General features: G+C 63.1%; 13 protein-coding genes. 7 read left to right on the top strand and 6 right to left on the bottom strand.

What is annotated here, in order from left to right; all coding sequences use genetic code 11:
- Positions 1-208 precede the first annotated feature (208 nt).
- Together HCN58_RS33865 and HCN58_RS33860 are read left to right on the top strand one after the other, a co-directional pair.
- Positions 209-2,866 carry a M1 family metallopeptidase gene (locus tag HCN58_RS33865; RefSeq protein ID WP_311966935.1) on the top strand — a complete coding sequence of 886 codons (2,658 nt, stop codon included), beginning with the start codon at positions 209-211 and terminating at the stop codon, positions 2,864-2,866.
- A gap of 99 nt (positions 2,867-2,965) precedes the next feature.
- Positions 2,966-3,841, top strand: a complete 876-nt coding sequence (locus HCN58_RS33860; RefSeq protein WP_171583681.1) for a dihydrodipicolinate synthase family protein — start codon at positions 2,966-2,968, stop codon at positions 3,839-3,841.
- Between the two features lie 2 nt (positions 3,842-3,843).
- Here the strand turns inward: HCN58_RS33860 and ftsH are convergent, their stop codons facing one another.
- A complete protein-coding gene (ftsH, locus tag HCN58_RS33855; protein ID WP_171583680.1) occupies positions 3,844-5,685 on the bottom strand; it encodes an ATP-dependent zinc metalloprotease FtsH in 1,842 nt (613 codons plus the stop codon).
- Between the two features lie 327 nt (positions 5,686-6,012).
- On the opposite strand from ftsH, the gene HCN58_RS33850 reads away from it, so the two are divergent.
- Both HCN58_RS33850 and HCN58_RS33845 read left to right on the top strand, forming a co-directional pair.
- On the top strand, positions 6,013-7,116 hold the full coding sequence (locus HCN58_RS33850; protein ID WP_171583679.1) for a S1C family serine protease: 1,104 nt from the start codon (positions 6,013-6,015) through the stop codon (positions 7,114-7,116).
- 149 nt (positions 7,117-7,265) lie between these two features.
- Positions 7,266-9,593 (top strand): xanthine dehydrogenase family protein molybdopterin-binding subunit, encoded by a 2,328-nt coding sequence (locus HCN58_RS33845; protein ID WP_171583678.1) that lies wholly within the window; start codon positions 7,266-7,268, stop codon positions 9,591-9,593.
- A gap of 107 nt (positions 9,594-9,700) precedes the next feature.
- Here the strand turns inward: HCN58_RS33845 and HCN58_RS33840 are convergent, their stop codons facing one another.
- Genes HCN58_RS33840 through HCN58_RS33830 form a run of 3 tightly spaced genes read right to left on the bottom strand, consistent with a single transcriptional unit; the run spans position 9,701 to position 12,916 of the window.
- On the bottom strand, positions 9,701-10,897 hold the full coding sequence (locus HCN58_RS33840; protein WP_171583677.1) for an acyl-CoA dehydrogenase family protein: 1,197 nt from the start codon (positions 10,895-10,897) through the stop codon (positions 9,701-9,703).
- A gap of 14 nt (positions 10,898-10,911) precedes the next feature.
- Positions 10,912-12,045, bottom strand: a complete 1,134-nt coding sequence (locus HCN58_RS33835; protein ID WP_171583676.1) for an acyl-CoA dehydrogenase family protein — start codon at positions 12,043-12,045, stop codon at positions 10,912-10,914.
- Between the two features lie 31 nt (positions 12,046-12,076).
- Entirely contained in the window at positions 12,077-12,916 is an 840-nt protein-coding gene (locus HCN58_RS33830) for an enoyl-CoA hydratase (RefSeq protein ID WP_171583675.1), read from the bottom strand.
- Positions 12,917-13,077: 161 nt separating this feature from the next.
- On the opposite strand from HCN58_RS33830, the gene HCN58_RS33825 reads away from it, so the two are divergent.
- The 3 genes from HCN58_RS33825 to HCN58_RS33815 are packed head-to-tail and all read left to right on the top strand — an operon-like array spanning position 13,078 to position 15,087.
- A complete protein-coding gene (locus HCN58_RS33825; protein WP_171583674.1) occupies positions 13,078-13,686 on the top strand; it encodes a LemA family protein in 609 nt (202 codons plus the stop codon).
- A 20-nt stretch (positions 13,687-13,706) separates the two neighbouring features.
- Positions 13,707-14,588 carry a TPM domain-containing protein gene (locus tag HCN58_RS33820; protein WP_171583673.1) on the top strand — a complete coding sequence of 294 codons (882 nt, stop codon included), beginning with the start codon at positions 13,707-13,709 and terminating at the stop codon, positions 14,586-14,588.
- A 1-nt stretch (position 14,589) separates the two neighbouring features.
- Positions 14,590-15,087 carry a TPM domain-containing protein gene (locus HCN58_RS33815; protein WP_171583672.1) on the top strand — a complete coding sequence of 166 codons (498 nt, stop codon included), beginning with the start codon at positions 14,590-14,592 and terminating at the stop codon, positions 15,085-15,087.
- Positions 15,088-15,317: 230 nt separating this feature from the next.
- Here HCN58_RS33815 and HCN58_RS33810 read toward each other — a convergent pair whose 3' ends face one another.
- Positions 15,318-16,130, bottom strand: coding sequence for an MBL fold metallo-hydrolase (locus tag HCN58_RS33810; protein WP_171583671.1), 813 nt, complete (start codon positions 16,128-16,130; stop codon positions 15,318-15,320).
- Positions 16,127-16,501: a Crp/Fnr family transcriptional regulator gene (locus HCN58_RS33805; RefSeq protein ID WP_171583670.1), complete on the bottom strand. Its 375-nt coding sequence runs from the start codon at positions 16,499-16,501 to the stop codon at positions 16,127-16,129. The genes HCN58_RS33810 and HCN58_RS33805 overlap by 4 nt, the downstream gene beginning before the upstream one ends.
- Positions 16,502-16,718 lie beyond the last annotated feature (217 nt).

Here is a 16,718-nt window from a genome sequence, read left to right as displayed (position 1 = left end):
CGCTTGGTCAAGGCGAGCAGACTGCGGAGAAAGTCGTGAAATTATCGTGAGTTAAATCGTTAGAACCTGTGAACATCTGTGGACATCTTTTGGTCAGCGAAGCCGCTTCGGATGCGCGTGCGACGCGGCGTCTGCCGAAAGTTTCGCGGCAAGCGATGCAGCTGTATGATCCGGAACCTCGTAGTGCCGCCTGGGCATAGGAGCACCTGTGAAGCTTACCGACACAGCACCCTTGGCGCGATATCTTGTCGCAATGCTCGCGGTGATGATTGTTGTTTCGGGCGCTGCGCGAGCCGGGTCGGTTTTCTCGTTCGACGCCACGCCGGGCAGGCTGCCGAAGACGGTCGTTCCGATCAGCTATTCAATCGAGCTGAGACCTGACGCCGAGGGTGTCGCACTACCCGGCGTCGAGGTAATCGACGTCGACGTGCGCGAACCGACGGCACGACTGACGCTTAACGCGGTCAACACGACGTTTGCTTCGGTCACGGTGGACGACGGCGCAGAGCGCGCCGACGTCGCGCTTGACGCTGTTAGCGAGACGGCGACATTCACGTTCACGCAGCCGCTCGCCGCGGGCGCGCATCGTCTGCGCATCGAGTTTACGGCGCGGATCAACAAGTTCGACCGCGGCTTCTTCTTCGTCGACTATCCGGCCGGCAACAGCATCAAACGGTTGCTGACGAGCAAACTTGAGCCTGCGGACGCGCGGCGGATATTTCCTTGTTGGGACGAGCCCGCCTTCAAGGCGAGCTTTGCGTTGACGGTGATCGTGCCGCGTCGCTTCCTCGCGGTCGCTAACATGCCCATTACGCGCGAGGAAATGCTTGAGCCGAACCTGAAGCGAGTCGCTTTCGCGCCCACGCCGAAAATGTCGACCTATCTGTTCGTGCTGACGGTCGGCGAATTGGAGCGGATTACGACGGAAGCGGATGGCGTGACGATCGGCGTCGTCGCGACCACCGGCAAGGCTGCGAAAGGGCAGTTCGCGCTCGACACCGCGGTGAAGCTCCTTGCCTGGTTCAACGACTATTTTGGTGTCAAATACCCGTTACCCAAGCTCGACCTGATCGCGGTGCCAGGCGGCTTTGGCGGCGCGATGGAGAACTGGGGTGGCATCACCTTTTTCGAAAGCCGCCTGTTGTTCGATCCCGCGAGCAATCCAGACAGCGCTCGGCGCGGCATCTTCGGCATCATTGCGCATGAAATGGCGCATCAATGGTTCGGCGATCTCGTCACCATGGCGTGGTGGGACAATCTCTGGCTTAACGAGGGCTTTGCGACCTGGATGGCGACGAAGGCTGCGGAGCAGTTTTATCCGCAATGGCAGAGCTGGTTGAACGGCTACGGCCAGAAGCAGTTCGCCATGACGCTCGACGCCCGGCGCACCGCGCACCCGATCCAGCAACCGGTCGCCAATGAAAGCGAGGCGATGGTCGCGTTCGACGCCATTACCTACAACAAGGGGCAGGCGCTGATCCGCATGCTGGAAAATTACCTCGGCGAAGCGGCGTTCCGCGACGGCATCCGCGCCTACATGGCCGCGCACGCCTATGGCAACACCACCACGGCCGATCTCTGGCGGGCGCTGGAGCGTGCAGGCCACAAGCCGGTGACGGAGATCGCCGCGTCTTTTACCGAACAGGACGGCGTGCCGCTAATATCCGCCGAAACCGTCTGCAACGGGGGCGCGCAGCGGCTGACGTTGCGGCAGGGCCGTTTCGTGATTGCGCCGGCGCGAACCGCGGCGTTGCCGTCACGCGACTGGCAGGTGCCGGTTGCGATCGGACCGGTGGGTGCAGCGCCATCGCCCGATATTGTCTTGCTTCGCGGCCATGCGGAAATGCCGGCCGGATCCTGCGGTGAGGCCATCAAGGTCAATCTCGGCGATATCGGTTATTACCGGGTCGAGTATGGGCCGGCGAGCAGGGCGGCATTGACGAAGTCGCTGCCGCAGATGTCAACCGCAGACCGCGTCAATTTCCTCGCCGATAGCTGGGCGATGGTGCAGGCCGGGCGCGCCGAGCCGCCATCCTATCTCGCGTTGGTCGAGGCGATCAGCGTGGATGACCGCCGGCCCGTATGGGATCAGGTCATCACGGTATTCTCCGCGCTCAACCGCCTGTCGCGCGACCGGGCCGAGCGGGCGGCGCTGCAACGCCATGCTCGCGCAAAATTGCGCCCGGTGCTTGATCGGCTCGGCTGGGATGGCAGCGGCTCCGGCGATGACGATGATACGCTGCTGCGCAGCAGCCTGATCTGGACGCTCGGCGAACTTGGCGACGAAGACGTCGTTGCCGAAGCGAAGCGTCGGTTCGCCCGCTTCCTTGGCGATCCGCAGTCCTTGCCCGGTGCTTTGCGCGATTCCGTCACCCACGTCGTCGGCGTCGCGGCGGATCGCGCCATCCACGACACGCTGCTGGTGCTGGCGCGCAAGAGCACTGTGACCAATGAGCGCCTGCGATATTACCATGCCGCTGCCAGCGCACGCGATGCGGCGCTGGCGGGCGCCACGCTGGCGCTGACGTTGACCGACGAAATGCCGGGGACGATCGTGATCGGCATGATCAATTCGGTCGCCTATTCCGGGGAGCAGCCTGATCTGGCGTGGGATTTCCTGCAGAAAAATTACGACGCTCTGTTCGCCAAGCTGGGCCCGCAGTTCCGCGATCAGTTCATCGCGAACTTCATGACAAATTTCAGCGACGAGGGCCATGCCGCCGAACTCGCTGGCTTTGCACCCGTTCAGGCGACCTCGGGCGGACGCGTAATGACAGGCCGGGCCCAGGAGACGATCGCGATCTCCGCCGATCTCAAGGCGCGCGCGTTGCCGGCGATCGACGCCTGGATCAGGGCACGCAACTAATGAAGTCCCTCGCGCGCTGTTCGCGAAAGCGTTGTCTTGCAAGTGTATTCCGGATAGCCATGGCGGTCCGGACTCTCCTGCCAGAGGTATATTCCTTTCATGGCTGATTTTCACGGCGTCTTTCCCTACCTGGTCTCACCGATCGATCCATCAGGCCAAATTCGCACCGAAGTGCTGGGTCGTCTCTGTGTCGACCTCATCAAGGCAGGCGTGCATGGGCTGACGCCGCTGGGATCGACCGGCGAGTTCGCCTATCTCAACCAGGCGCAGCGCGCGAGTGTCGTGCAGGCCACGATCGAAGCCGCGAACCGTCGCGTGCCGGTGATCGCCGGCGTCGCCTCGACATCGACGGCGGACGCGGTGGCGCAGGCGAAGGCGTATCAGAAGCTCGGCGCTGATGGCATCCTCGCGATCCTGGAGGCTTACTTCCCGGTCGCCGACGCGCAGGTCGAATCCTATTTCCGCGCGATTGCCGACGCTGTCGATATCCCCGTGGTGATCTACACCAATCCGCAATTTCAGCGGTCCGATCTGACGCTCGACGTGATCGCGCGGCTCGCGACCCATCCGCGCATCGGCTACATCAAGGATGCCTCCACCAATACGGGCCGGCTGCTCTCGATCATGAACCGTTGCGGTGACAGCATCAAAGTCTTCTCGGCCTCCGCCCATATTCCGGCGGCGGTAATGCTGATCGGCGGCGTGGGATGGATGGCCGGGCCTGCCTGCATCATTCCGCGGCAGAGTGTCGAGCTCTACGAACTCTGCAGGGCGGCGCGCTGGAATGAGGCGATGGCGCTGCAGCGCAAGCTCTGGCGCATCAACGAGGCCTTTGCGCGTTTCAATCTGGCCGCCTGCATCAAGGCCGGGCTCGAAATCCAGGGTTACGCGGTCGGGGATCCAATCCCGCCGCAGGCGGCGCTGACGGCCGAGCAGCGCAACGTTGTCGAGGCGGCGCTGCGCGACCTCGGATAAGGCTAGATCGCCCGCAGCGCTTCCTTCGGCGTTTCGCGTATCAGCGCTTCGAGATCGCTCTGCTCCAGGGTCTCCTTCTCCAAGAGTTTTTTCGCCGCGCGGTCCAGGATCGCACGGCGCGCCTTCAGGATGCCCTGCGCGCGTTCGAACACCCGATCGACGATCGCGCGAACCTCCTCGTCGACTGCTGCAGCGGTTTCGTCGGCATAATCGCGCTCGCGTGTGGGGAAGGGCCGATCGGCGCCGGCCAGGAAATTGCCGGGATCGCGCTCGTAGGCGACGCTGCCGAGTTTTTCGGACATGCCGTAGCGTGTCACCATGCTGCGGGCGATGTCGGTGACGCGGCGAAGATCGTCGGCGGCGCCGGTGGACAGGTGGCTGAACACGATCAACTCCGCCGCCCGGCCGCCGAGCAGCACCGCCATCTTATTCTCCAGTTCCTCCTTGGTCATCAGGAAGCGGTCCTCGATCGGGCGCTGGATGGTGTAGCCGAGTGCGCCGACGCCGCGCGGGATGATCGACACCTTGTGCACGGGATCCACGCCGGGCAGCGACAGCGCGATCAGTGCGTGACCCATCTCGTGATAGGCAACGATCTCGCGCTCCTTCGGATTGAGCAACCGGTTTCGCTTCTCCAGCCCTGCGACCATGCGCTCGACCGCGTTGTTGAAGTCGGTCATGGCAACTGCGCTGGCGCCGCGGCGTGTTGCAAGCAGGGCGGCTTCATTGACCAGGTTGGCGAGGTCGGCTCCCGTGAAGCCCGGCGTGAGCGCCGCAACTGCCACGGGGTCGACGCTGGAATCAAGCTGCACCTTTTTCATATGCACCTTGAGAATTTCGGTGCGGCCCTTTTTATCGGGGCGGTCGACCAGCACCTGGCGGTCGAAGCGACCGGCGCGCAAAAGCGCCGGATCAAGGATTTCCGGCCGGTTGGTGGCGGCAAGGATGACGAGGCCGGAGCGCGAGTCGAAGCCGTCGAGTTCGACCAGCAATTGATTGAGCGTCTGCTCTTTCTCGTCATGCCCGCCCGCAAACGGCCCGATGCCGCGGGCGCGGCCGAGCGCATCGAGTTCGTCGATGAAGATGATGGCAGGCGCTTTTTGATGCGCCTGCTGAAACAGATCGCGCACCCGCGCCGCGCCGACGCCGACGAACATCTCGACGAATTCCGAACCTGAGATCGAGAAGAACGGCACCTTGGCCTCGCCGGCCACCGCCTTGGCCAGCAGCGTCTTGCCGGTGCCGGGCGGGCCGACCAGCAGCACGCCTTTGGGCATCCGTCCGCCGAGTCGGCCATAGTCGGTCGGATTTTTCAGGAAGTCGACGACTTCGCGCAACTCGTCTTTGGCTTCGTCCACGCCAGCAACGTCGGCAAAGGTCACGCCGGTATTGGACTCGACATAGATCTTGGCCTTGCTCTTGCCGATCGCCATCAGCCCGCCGCCAAGACCTCCACCTTCCGCGGCGCGCTTGCCGATGTACCACCACAGGCCGAAGAACAGCAGCACCGGCATGACCCACGACAGGAGATCGCGCAGGAAAGTGCTTTCGATCTGGCCGGTGAAGCGGACGTTGTATTTTTCGAGCTCCTGCGCGGTCTCCTGATCGACCCGCGTGGTGACGAACTGCTTCTGCCCGCCGGACAGCGGCTCCTTCAACGTGCCTTGCAGTGTGCGGTCGGAGATGCCGACGGTGGCGACCTTCCCCTGCTTCAACAATTGCTGATATTCGCTGTACGGGATGACGGCGATCTGGCTCGCCGTGGATACGAAATATTGAATTACGAAGACAGCAAAGATCGCGGCGATCGCATATCCGATATTGAAACGCGCCTTGTTGTTCATCTCGCAACTCCGGACGCCTTGTCGCAGGAAGCCGCATCGGGACGTCTTGCCTGATGACCATGCCAGGCGCCCGACCAGGACCGGCGGCGCAATGACGGACTGCGGCTTCAGAACAATTAGAAAGGCGGGATTTGGTTTCAAGCGCAGGCTGCGCTGCTTGCGCGACAAGCCTTCATGCATAAATCACGTTAAACGGCCGATCTTGCCGCATGATTAAGTCTCTGAAAGTTCAGAAACTTTAGGCCGGCCAGGAGGTTTTGGTGGTGATGATGCCCTGGCCGGTTTATCTTCCGCATCGCGCCTTGCGCGAAATCAAGTGAGTGATCGATGAATCGTCGCTTCGCGCTTTCCTTAGCCGCCATCGCAGCCGTACTGGTGGCGTTGACCCTCTCCAATATCCGCTACAGCCCGTGGACCAATACCACCGCCCGAACCGTCGATCAGCGGGGTCCGCTGTCCGATGCCGAGCGCGCCAATATCGAGCTGTTCGAGCGGGTGTCGCCGTCAGTCGTACAGGTTGCCGCGCGCACTGGCGCCGCCAATCCCCTGGCCGAGGACGAAGGCGGCGAAGCCGGAGCGGGCGCGGCCGCCTCGGGCACCGGCTTTGTCTGGGATAATGACGGCCATGTGGTCACCAACAACCACGTTGTGCAAAATGGCAGCGAGGTCGCGGTTCGCTTCGCCTCTGGCGAAGTGGCCCGGGCCGAGGTCATCGGCGTTGCGCCCAACTATGATGTCGCAGTGTTGCGGATCAGGAGCGCACGTAAGTTGCCGCCGCCGGTGGCGCTGGGCAGCTCAAGCGAGCTCAAGGTCGGCCAATTCGCTTTTGCGATCGGCAATCCCTTCGGGCTCGATCAATCGCTGACCAGCGGCATCATTAGCGCGCTCAAGCGCCGGCTGCCGACCAGCAGCGGCCGTGAGATCGCCAATGTGATCCAGACCGATACCGCGATCAATCCCGGCAATTCGGGCGGGCCGCTCCTGGATTCGGCGGGACGGTTGATCGGCGTCAATACGGCGATCATCTCCCCTTCGGGCTCCAGCGCCGGCATTGGATTTGCGATCCCCGTCGACATTGTCAATCGCGTGGTCCCCGAGCTCATCAAGAACGGTCGCGTGCCGACACCCGGGATCGGGATTGTCGCCGCCAGCGAGGCCGTCGCAACCAGACTAGGCGTCGAGGGGGTCATCGTGGTGCGCACCGCGCCCGGAAGCCCGGCCGAGCGCGCTGGCATCCGCGGCGTCGATTTCTCCTCCGGCGCGCTCGGCGACGTCATTGTCCAGGCCGACGGCAAGCCGGTGCATCGGCTTTCCGACCTGACCGACCAGATCGAGCAGGTCGGCGCCGGCAAGAGCATCCGCATCAGCCTGAGACGCGGCTCGCAGACGCGCGATATCAACATTGATATCGTGGACATCGGCCGCAGCTAATCCTTCTTTGACTGAAAATCATACCCGGTCGCGGCTAACCGCGCCCGGCGCGCTGGCGCATTTGTTGCAACGAGCTGAATGAGTTGTGTCGCGGCGAAAAGCCGCTAAAACCCCGCCCAATCCTGTCAAGAAGCTCGAAGGACGAACTGATGAACATTCTTCCCGGCAATATGCGTTTCGGTGCGGGCCAGCCGGTCAAGCGTTTGGAAGACCAGAGACTGCTCACCGGGAAGGGACAGTTCATCGACGACAAGCCCGAAGACGGCGCGCTCTGGCTCTACGTGCTGCGCTCACCCCATGCTCATGCCAAAATCGTTTCGATCGATACGACCGAGGCCGCCGGGATGCCGGGCGTCGAAACGGTCTACACCGGCGCGGACCTGATCAAGGACGACATCGGTACGATCCCGACCCTTGCGATCTTCAAGCGGCCCGACGGCTCGCCGATGACAGTGCCGCCGCGGCGTCTGCTCGCCTATGAAATCGTGCGCTATGCCGGCGAGGCGGTGGCCGCCGTGGTGGCGACATCGCGCGTGCTGGCGCAGACCGCGGCCGAAGCCATTTCGGTCGATTACGAGGTGCTGCCCTCCGTGGTCGACCCGCTCGAAGCGATCAAGCCGGGCGCACCGGTGGTGTGGCCGGAAGCGCCAGACAATGTCGTGGCCGCCATGAGCTACGGCGATGCGGGCAAGGTCGAAGAAGCCTTCGCCAATGCCGCCCACACGGTCTCGCTCGACCTGGTCAGCCAGCGGTTGGTCCCCTCCGCCATGGAACCTCGTTCGACGATTGCCGAGATCGAGAAGAAGACCGGCCGATTGATCCTGCACGTGCAATCGCAAACCCCCGGCTCGACCCGGGACCTGCTCGCCGAATCCATTCTGAAGCGGCCGAAGGACAGCGTGCGCGTGCTGGTCGGCGATATCGGCGGCGGCTTCGGCCAGAAGACCAGCCTCTATCCCGAAGACGGCATCGTGGCATACGCCGCGACCAGGCTGAACCGGAAGATCCGCTGGCGCGGCGATCGCACTGACGAGTTCGTCGGCGGCACCCATGGCCGCGATCTGACCTCGACCGGCGAATTCGCGCTCGACGCCAAGGGTCGCGTGCTCGCCTATCGCGTGCGCTCGATCGGCTGCACCGGGGCGTACTCGTCGGGGACAGCGAATATCATTCCGCTGGTGCTTGGGCCTTTCGTGCAGACCGGCGTCTACCATCTGCCGCTGGTGCATTTTGAGGTGAAATCGGTGATGACCCACACCGCGCCGGTCGGCGCCTATCGCGGGGCGGGGCGGCCGGAAGCGGTGTTCATCGTCGAGCGGCTGATGGACGCCGCGGCGCGACAGATCGGACTGGACCCGCGCACCATCCGCAAAGTGAACTATATCAAGCCGGCGCAACTGCCCTACACCAACGCCGTCGGACAGGTGTACGATTCCGGTGCCTTCGCGCACATGCTGTCGCGCGCCTCGGAACTTGCGGATTGGGACGGATTTGCCGCGCGCAAGAAGGCGGCGAAGAAGAGGGGCCTGCTCTACGGCCGCGGCCTGACCAGCTATATCGAATGGACCGGCGGGCGCGCGCATACCGAAAAGGTCAGCCTGCACGCGACCGCGGAAGGGCGCATCATCCTGCATTCCGGCACCATGGCGATGGGGCAGGGCCTGCAGACCACTTACACCCAGATGGTGTCGGATACCCTTGGCATTCCCATGGACAAGATCGACGTCGTGCAGGGCGATACCGATCTCGCCACCGGCTTCGGCAGCGTCGGTTCGCGTTCACTGTTCGTCGGCGGCACGGCGGTCGCGGTTTCGAGCAACGACATGATCAGCAAGGCGCGCGAGAAGGCCTCTAACGTGCTGGAAACGTCCATCGAGGATATCGAGTATCGCGACGGCTGGTTGACGGTGGTCGGCACCGACAAGCGCATCAGCCTGTTCGAGATCGCGAAGAAGGAAGAGGACGCGCGGCTCTCCGTCGACAGCGAAGGCGAGGTCGACGGGCCGAGCTGGCCGAACGGCACGCATATCTGCGAGGTCGAGATCGATCCCGAAACTGGCGTCAGCAAGGTGGTGCGCTACACCACGGTCGACGACGTCGGCATCGCTGTCAATCCGATGCTGGTGACCGGCCAGGTCCACGGTGGCGTTGCCCAAGGCATCGGGCAGGCGCTCTATGAGAGCGTCGCCTACAGCGAGGAAGGCCAGCTATTGACCGCGAGCTATCAGGATTACTGCGTGCCGCGCGCCGACGACATCCCGCCGATCGCGGTGACGCTGGATGACTCCGCGCCTTGCCGCACCAATCCGCTCGGCGCCAAGGGCTGCGGCGAATCCGGCGCTATCGGCGGCCCGCCCTGCGTCGCCAATGGCGTGATGGACGCCTTGAGCGAACTCGGCATCAGGCAGCTCAACACCCCGCTGACGCCCGCCAAGGTCTGGCAGGCGATAAGGGATGCGAGGGCGGCGGGGATATGAGGCGCGCTCTTTCAGTTCGTCATTCCGGGGCGCGTGTTAGCACGAACTATGGTGCGCAATTGCGCACCTGAGGTTCGATGCTTCGCATCGCCCCGGAACGACGGCAATCACAGCCCCAGCACCATCTTCGCGACGATGTCCCGTTGGATCTCCGACGAGCCGCCGAAGATCGTATACGCCCTGCCGTTGAGATACTCCGGCACCACCGGCAGCAATTCCTCGGGGATTCCCGGCGCCTCGTTGAGCCGATACAGCGGCCGCATCGGCTCGACATAGAGCCCGTCATTGCCGATCACGTCGACGCCGAGCCGCGTCACTGCCTGGCGGATTTCGCTGACGCGCAGTTTTAAGAGCGATGAGACTGCGCCGGGATTTTGTCCGGTCTGCAGCGCAGAGAGCACGCGCAGTTCCGTCATCTCGAGCGCGTCAATATCGACCTCGATCTCCGACATCCGTACCGCGATATCGGGATCGTCGATGGCGCGGCCGGTGGCTTCGGATTCGGCGAGATCGGAAATCGTCTTCAGCGCGTCGCGCAGCTTGGCCGAGGCGATGCCGGAGCCGCGCTCGAATTCGAGCAGATATTTGCCGTAGGTCCAGCCCTTGCCTTCCTCGCCGACCCGGTTGGCGACGGGGACGCGCACGTCGTCAAAGAACACCTGGTTGACCTCATGGTCGCCGCCGATGGTCAGGATCGGCCTTGTGGTGATACCCGGCGTCTTCATGTCGATCAGGATGAAGGAGATGCCGTCCTGCTGCCGCTCGGTCTCGTTGGTGCGCACCAGCGCGAACATCCGGTTGGCGTGATGGGCGTGCGTGGTCCAGATCTTGGTGCCGTTGATGACGTAGTCGTCGCCGTCGCGCACGGCGCGGGTTTTCAGCGAGGCAAGGTCGGAGCCGGAGCCCGGTTCGGAATAGCCCTGGCACCAGTAGTCCTCACCGGAGAGAATCCGCGGCAGATAAAAATTCTTCTGTTCGGGCGAGCCGAAGCCGATGATGACCGGGCCGACCATCTTGACGCCCATGACGTTCACATTCGGCACGCCGGCGCGCGCACATTCGGTCTCAAAAATCCAGCGCTGCGCCGGGGTCCAGTCCGGTCCGCCATGGTCCACCGGCCAACCCGGCGCCCCCCAGCCTTTCCTGTGCAACGCGCGCTGCCAGGCCATGCCGATGTCGGGTTCGGAGAACACCGAGGGCGTCAGCGCGGTGGCGCGCTTCATTTCCGGCGTGAGGTTTGTCGCGATGAAGTTGCGAACCTCCCTCTCGAAGGCGCGTTCTTCGGCATTGAAGGTGAGATCCATGGGTATGTTCCCTTTCAAGCCTGAACGGCACGGCCGCCCAAGGCGGCGTGGCGGCGGTAGTGATAGGCGCTGCCGCCGAACAGCGTGTCGAAGGCGAGCAAGCGCTTGAAGTAAGAGCCGATGTCTAGCTCTTCAGTGACGCCCATGGCGCCATGAAGCTGCACCGATTGCTCGGCGACGAAGCGCGCGCATTTTCCGATCTTGGCTTTCGCGCCCGAAGCGGCGCGACTGCGCGCCACCGGCTCGGCGTCGGCCATCAGCGCGGCGCGCAACGCCATCGAACGCGCTTCGTCGCACTGCATCGCCATGTCGGCCAGGCGATGGCGGATCACCTGATTGGCCGACAGTGGCCGGCCGAACTGCTTTCGAATTTTGGTGTATTCCAGTGTCTGGTCGAGCAGGGTCTGCATGATGCCGACGGCCTCGGCACCGAGCGCAGCCATGGCGCGGTCGACCACGGTTTCGATTGCGGGCAGCACATCGCTGCTGTCGCCGAGCAGGGCATCGGCGGGAAGCTGCACGCCGTTGAGATCAAGGTTGCAGGCCCGGCCCCCGCCGAGCCGCGGGTAATCGCGTGAGTCAATGCCGGGAGCGTCCCGCGGCACCATGAAAAGACCGAGCTTGCCGCCATCGAGGCGCGCCGAGACGATGATCTGTCCGGCGGCGCTGCCGTCGAGCACGGCGGTCTTTTGTCCGTCGAGGCGCCAACCGTCGGGCGTCTTTTTCGCCATGGTTCGAACGTCGGCGAGATCGAAGCGCGCCTGACGCTCCGAATGCGCGAACGCCAGATACAGCGAACCGTCGGCAATTTTCGGCAGCAATAACTGCCTCTGCGCTTCCGTGCCGCATTCCGCTATCAGCGATGCGCCGATTACGACTGTGGACACGTAAGGCTCAGAAACGAGCCCGCGTCCGAATGCCTCCATCAGGATTCCGATCTCGATCGCGCCGCCGCCTAGTCCGCCATGCGCCTCGGGGATCGGCAACGCGAGCCAGCCGAGATCGGCGAACTGTTTCCAGATTTCGGCGCTGAAGCCGAGCGGATCGTTGGCGATTTTTCGGCGGTGATCGGCGGTGTAGGTCTCATTGACGAAGCGGTCGGCACTTTCGCGCAGCAATCGCTGCTCGTCGCTCAGGGTGAGGTCCATCGGATTTGCTTTTGCCTTTTTCTTAGCTGGTCTATGCCGGTTTCCGGACGGAGGGATGGAGCCCCGCGGGATCCACGATCATTCCGAATTCCTGCAGATTATGCGCGTGGCAGAGCTGATGCAGCGCGAATGCCTGTTCGATAGCTGCAGGCTGTCCCATCACGTCGACCGAACGATTAACGGCTTCCTTGGTCAGTTTCAGCGCGAAGGAGGGTTTTGCTGCGATCCTTTCAGCAAGCTTCATCACGAATGAGGAAAGCTCGTCCCGTGGCACCACGTGATTGACCATGCCGAGCCGGTGCGCTTCCTCCGCGCTCCAGACATCGGCCGTGAACAGCAATTCCTTGGCCTTGCGCGGGCCGAGCTCCCAGGGATGCACGAACCATTCGACACCGCAGACGCCCATGGTCACGACGGGATCGCAGAACTCGGCATCACTGCTTGCGACAATGAGATCGCAGGCCCAGGCCAGCATCAGGCCACCGGCGATGCACTTGCCGTGCACTTCCGCAATCGTCGGTTTGGCGAGATTGCGCCAGCGCCGCGTGATCTGCAGATAGATTTCCTGCTCGCGTGCAAAGCGGCCATGGGCGTTGGGTTCGGCGAACCCGCCCCAATTTCCGACCGGCGGAAAATCTACACCGGCAGTGTTCTTAGGCCCGGGCCGCAAATCATGCCCGGACGAAAAATGCGGACCGTTGCCGGCAAGAACGATGACCTTGACCGCGTCGTCCTGCACCGCCTGATCGAAGGCGGCGTTGAGGTCATAGGTCATCTGCAGGTTCTGCGCGTTGCGCGCCTCGGGCCGGTTCATCACGATGCGCGCGATGCGCGGCTCCGGCCGCTCCACGACGATGGTCTCGAACTCCATGGCGCCCTCGCGTTTCCTTATTCTTGTTCGGCCATGTTGTTATTTCGGAAAATGATACGCAAGTGCCATTGGCTGCGAAATGGAACGAGACCCGGCTTTGGATGCTTACCTGATGTCACCATTCTGATACCGTGAGCCGGAATAATAACGGGAGATTTTCGATGCGCAGATTTTGGGCCGTGCTGGCGGCGCTGTCGTGCCTGAGCCTGACCAATTGCGGCTACAACGCGATCCAGACCAATGACGAGCAGGTCAAATCGGGCTGGTCGGAAGTGGTCAACCAGTATCAGCGCCGGGCCGATCTGGTGCCCAACCTCGTCAATTCGGTAAAAGGCTTTGCGCAGCAGGAAAAGGACGTGCTGCTCGGCGTCACCAACGCTCGCGCCAAGGTCGGCAGCGTCCAGGCGACGCCGGAAGTGTTGAACGATCCCACGGCCTTCCAGAAATTCCAGCAGGCCCAGGGCGAACTCACGAGCGCGCTGTCGCGGCTGTTGGTCGTGACCGAAAACTACCCGCAGCTCAAATCCGATGCGCTGTTTCGCGACCTGATGGCGCAGCTCGAAGGCACCGAAAACCGCATCACGGTGGCGCGCAACCGCTACATCAAGGCGGTGCAGGACTATAACGTCGGCATCCGCACCTTCCCGAACAATCTGACGGCGATGGCGTTCGGCTACAAGGAGAAGCCGAATTTCACGGTCGAGAACGAGAAGGCGATCTCGACGGCGCCGAAGGTGGACTTCAACCCGACGCCGGCGCCCGCCAAGTAGCGGCTGAAATGGCCCCTGCGATGAACGCTGCAAGAGTCACCGTTCTTGCGCTGCTGCTGTGCTGGGCTGCTTCAGCCGTTGCGCTCGTCGCGGTGCCGCCCTTGAGCGGGCGCGTCGTCGATCAGACTGGCACGCTCGCTGCCGGCGACGTCGCGTCACTGACGCAGCGGCTGAAGGATCTCGAGACGCGAAAGGGCAGCCAGATCGCGGTGCTGATCGTACCGACGACGGACGGCGAGGCCATCGAGCCATTCGCGCTGCGCGTTGCCGAGGCGTGGAAAATCGGCCGCAAGAAGGTCGACGACGGAGCGCTGCTCGTGATCGCCAAGAACGATCGCCGCTTGCGGATCGAGGTCGGCTACGGCCTTGAGGGCGCGCTGACCGACGCCACCACCAAGCGCATCATCGACGAGGACATCACGCCGAAATTCAAGAGCGGCGATTTCGCCGGCGGCGTTTCGGCCGGCGTTGTCAGGATGATCGGCGTCGTCAATGGCGAGAAGCTGCCGGAGCCGGAGCCGCCGCACTGGCAAGATACTGGCCTGCTCGGCAATATCGATCCCTTCAATCCGCTCATCCTCGGTTTCGTGTTCATTGTCGGCGGCGCGCTGCGGGCTGCGCTCGGCCGTCTCGTCGGCTCGGCCGCAGCCGGCGGCTTCGTCGGATTTCTCGCCTGGCTCTTCGTCGGCGACATCGGGGCGGCTTTGGCCGTCGGCGTGCTCGCCTTCCTGATCGCGGCATTCATCGATCTGATGCCGTCCGGCGGCCGACGCGGCACGGGAGGAAGCTGGTCAAGCGGCGGCAGCAGCTGGGGCGGTGGCAGCAGCAGTTCGAGCGACAGCGGCAGTTTCAGCGGCGGCGGTGGCAGCTTTGGCGGCGGCGGCGCATCGGGGAGCTGGTAGCATGAGCATCAGGCGCATCGGCAGGCACCTTCTCGAACACCGCTGGCGGCTCCGGCGCATCTTTCCGCCGGCGACGCTGGCGCGGATCGAACAGGCGATCAAGGCTGGCGAGGCCACCCATTCCGGACAGGTCCGCTTCGTCGTCGAAGGCGCGCTCGACGGCGCACCCCTGTTCCGCAACCAGCCGGCGCGGGAGCGGGCATTGGACGTCTTCTCCCGGCTCCGCATCTGGGACACGGCGCACAACAATGGCGTGCTGATCTATCTCCTGCTCGCAGATCGCGACGTCGAGATCGTCGCCGACCGCGGCATCAACGCCAAGGTCGGCGCGGCTGGCTGGGAGAAGATCTGCGGCGACATGGAAACTGATTTCAGGGCAGGGGATTTCGAACGCGGCGTGATCAAGGGCGTCGAGGCAGTGTCGCGCCAACTCGCGACGCATTTTCCCAAGGGTACCGGCGGGTCGAATGAGCTGCCGGATGCGCCGGTGGTGCTGTAACTTGCACCACCACCCTAAACCAATGGATAGTCGGCTCAATCCGTTTCCATAGTGTGAACCTACCTCGGGACGGTTTGGCCATACCTGCATGCAATGGCATCAGCCGGCACTGGGTGTTACAGAGCAAGGTAGACGTAGCAAGCGGGAATGCAAAGCAACGGAACCGGACCCGCGAGCCGGCAGTTGCAAGACAAGGTCGGCGGCGTAACGCCCGCCGGCCTTTTTCTTGCCTAGCTGTCGTCGAGCTTGTTGAGGTCGCGCACCGATTGCATGATCGGCTCGAAATTCGCCCGCGCATCCAGCGCGTCGAACAATTGCGCGGTGTCCGACAACAATCCGTGCGAGCGCTGGATCGCAATCCGCACGTCCTCTTGCGGCGTGTCGGACAGCCGCCCATGGCCCGACAGCAGGATCTTTGAGTTCAGGCCCTTCAGCCGCTCCAGCGACTGAATATAGTCGGCAATGCTGCCGGAGCCGAACACGCCGCCCATGACGCCGCCGGGCATTAGCGTATCGGAGGCGAATAACAGTCCCTTGTCCGGGTCGAACAGCGTGATGCAGGCCGAGGTGTGACCGGGCGTGTACATCACGGTGAGGCGGAAATTGCCGAGATCGATCAGATTGCCTTCTTCGAGCCAGAGATCGATATTGATCGGCACGTTCGGCTCGTTAAACATCTTGCGCAGCATCGAGAAGTCGTCGCGCAGCATGATCTTGTTGGCGGCGAGCCTGTGCGCGGCGATGAAGGCGCGGCCATGGAAATGATAGGCCGCGCCGATGTGGTCGAGATGCTCGTGGCTCAGCACCACCATGTCGATATCGTCGGGCTTCACCCCGATATGGTTGAGAGACGTCAGGAGATGCGGGTAGTTCGAGGATAATCCGACATCGATCAGGATGGTGCGCGAGCTGCCGCGCACCAGATAGGCGTTCGCCGCGCGGTTCTTGAATCGTACCTGATAAACATCCTCGGCGGCCTGGATCAGCGTGCAGACGTCGCTGTCGAGCAGCGTTTTGAACGGGCTTGGTCTGCGCTCGCTCATGAACCGCCCGCGGCTCTGAAAGCCACCGTGTTGGACGCCCGTAGGCGCTTGCTGAGCGCATCCATGATCATCAGCGCAAAGGCAGGCTGCTGGCTCACCAGGTACACGAATCGGGCGTGATTGATCCGCATCACGCGGGTGTTAGGGGCGGCCGCAATGGCCGTTGCCGAACGGGACGAGCCGTCGATGACCGCCATCTCGCCGAAGAACTCGCCCTTGCCGAGCGTGACGATCACCGTCTTGCTGGCGCCGTTCATCTTGGCGATCTCGACCTTGCCGTCGAGCACGACAAACAGTTCCCGCCCGGTCGAGCCTTCCTCAAAAATGACGTCATCTACATCAAACTCGTTGATGCATTTCTCGATGGTCATGGTGGCCCCTGCCTTTCTGGCTGGTCGGTTTGTCCATGTTAGTCGGGAAACAGACCGGCGCAAACGGGCCCCGCAACGATGCCGCAGGGCAGCTTTAGGGGACCCGGAACCGGGAATGGCCGCGTACCGGCCAAGACCGGTCCGGATGAGTTCCTAAAATTTCGGTAAGGTCTGGGCCGGTAACGATTTGGCAAGCTATAAAAGTTACCAAATGGTC

The organism is Bradyrhizobium australiense (genome assembly GCF_013114825.1).
In the GTDB taxonomy this organism is placed as follows: domain Bacteria; phylum Pseudomonadota; class Alphaproteobacteria; order Rhizobiales; family Xanthobacteraceae; genus Bradyrhizobium; species Bradyrhizobium australiense.
This window is presented reverse-complemented; position numbering and strand designations above follow the sequence as displayed.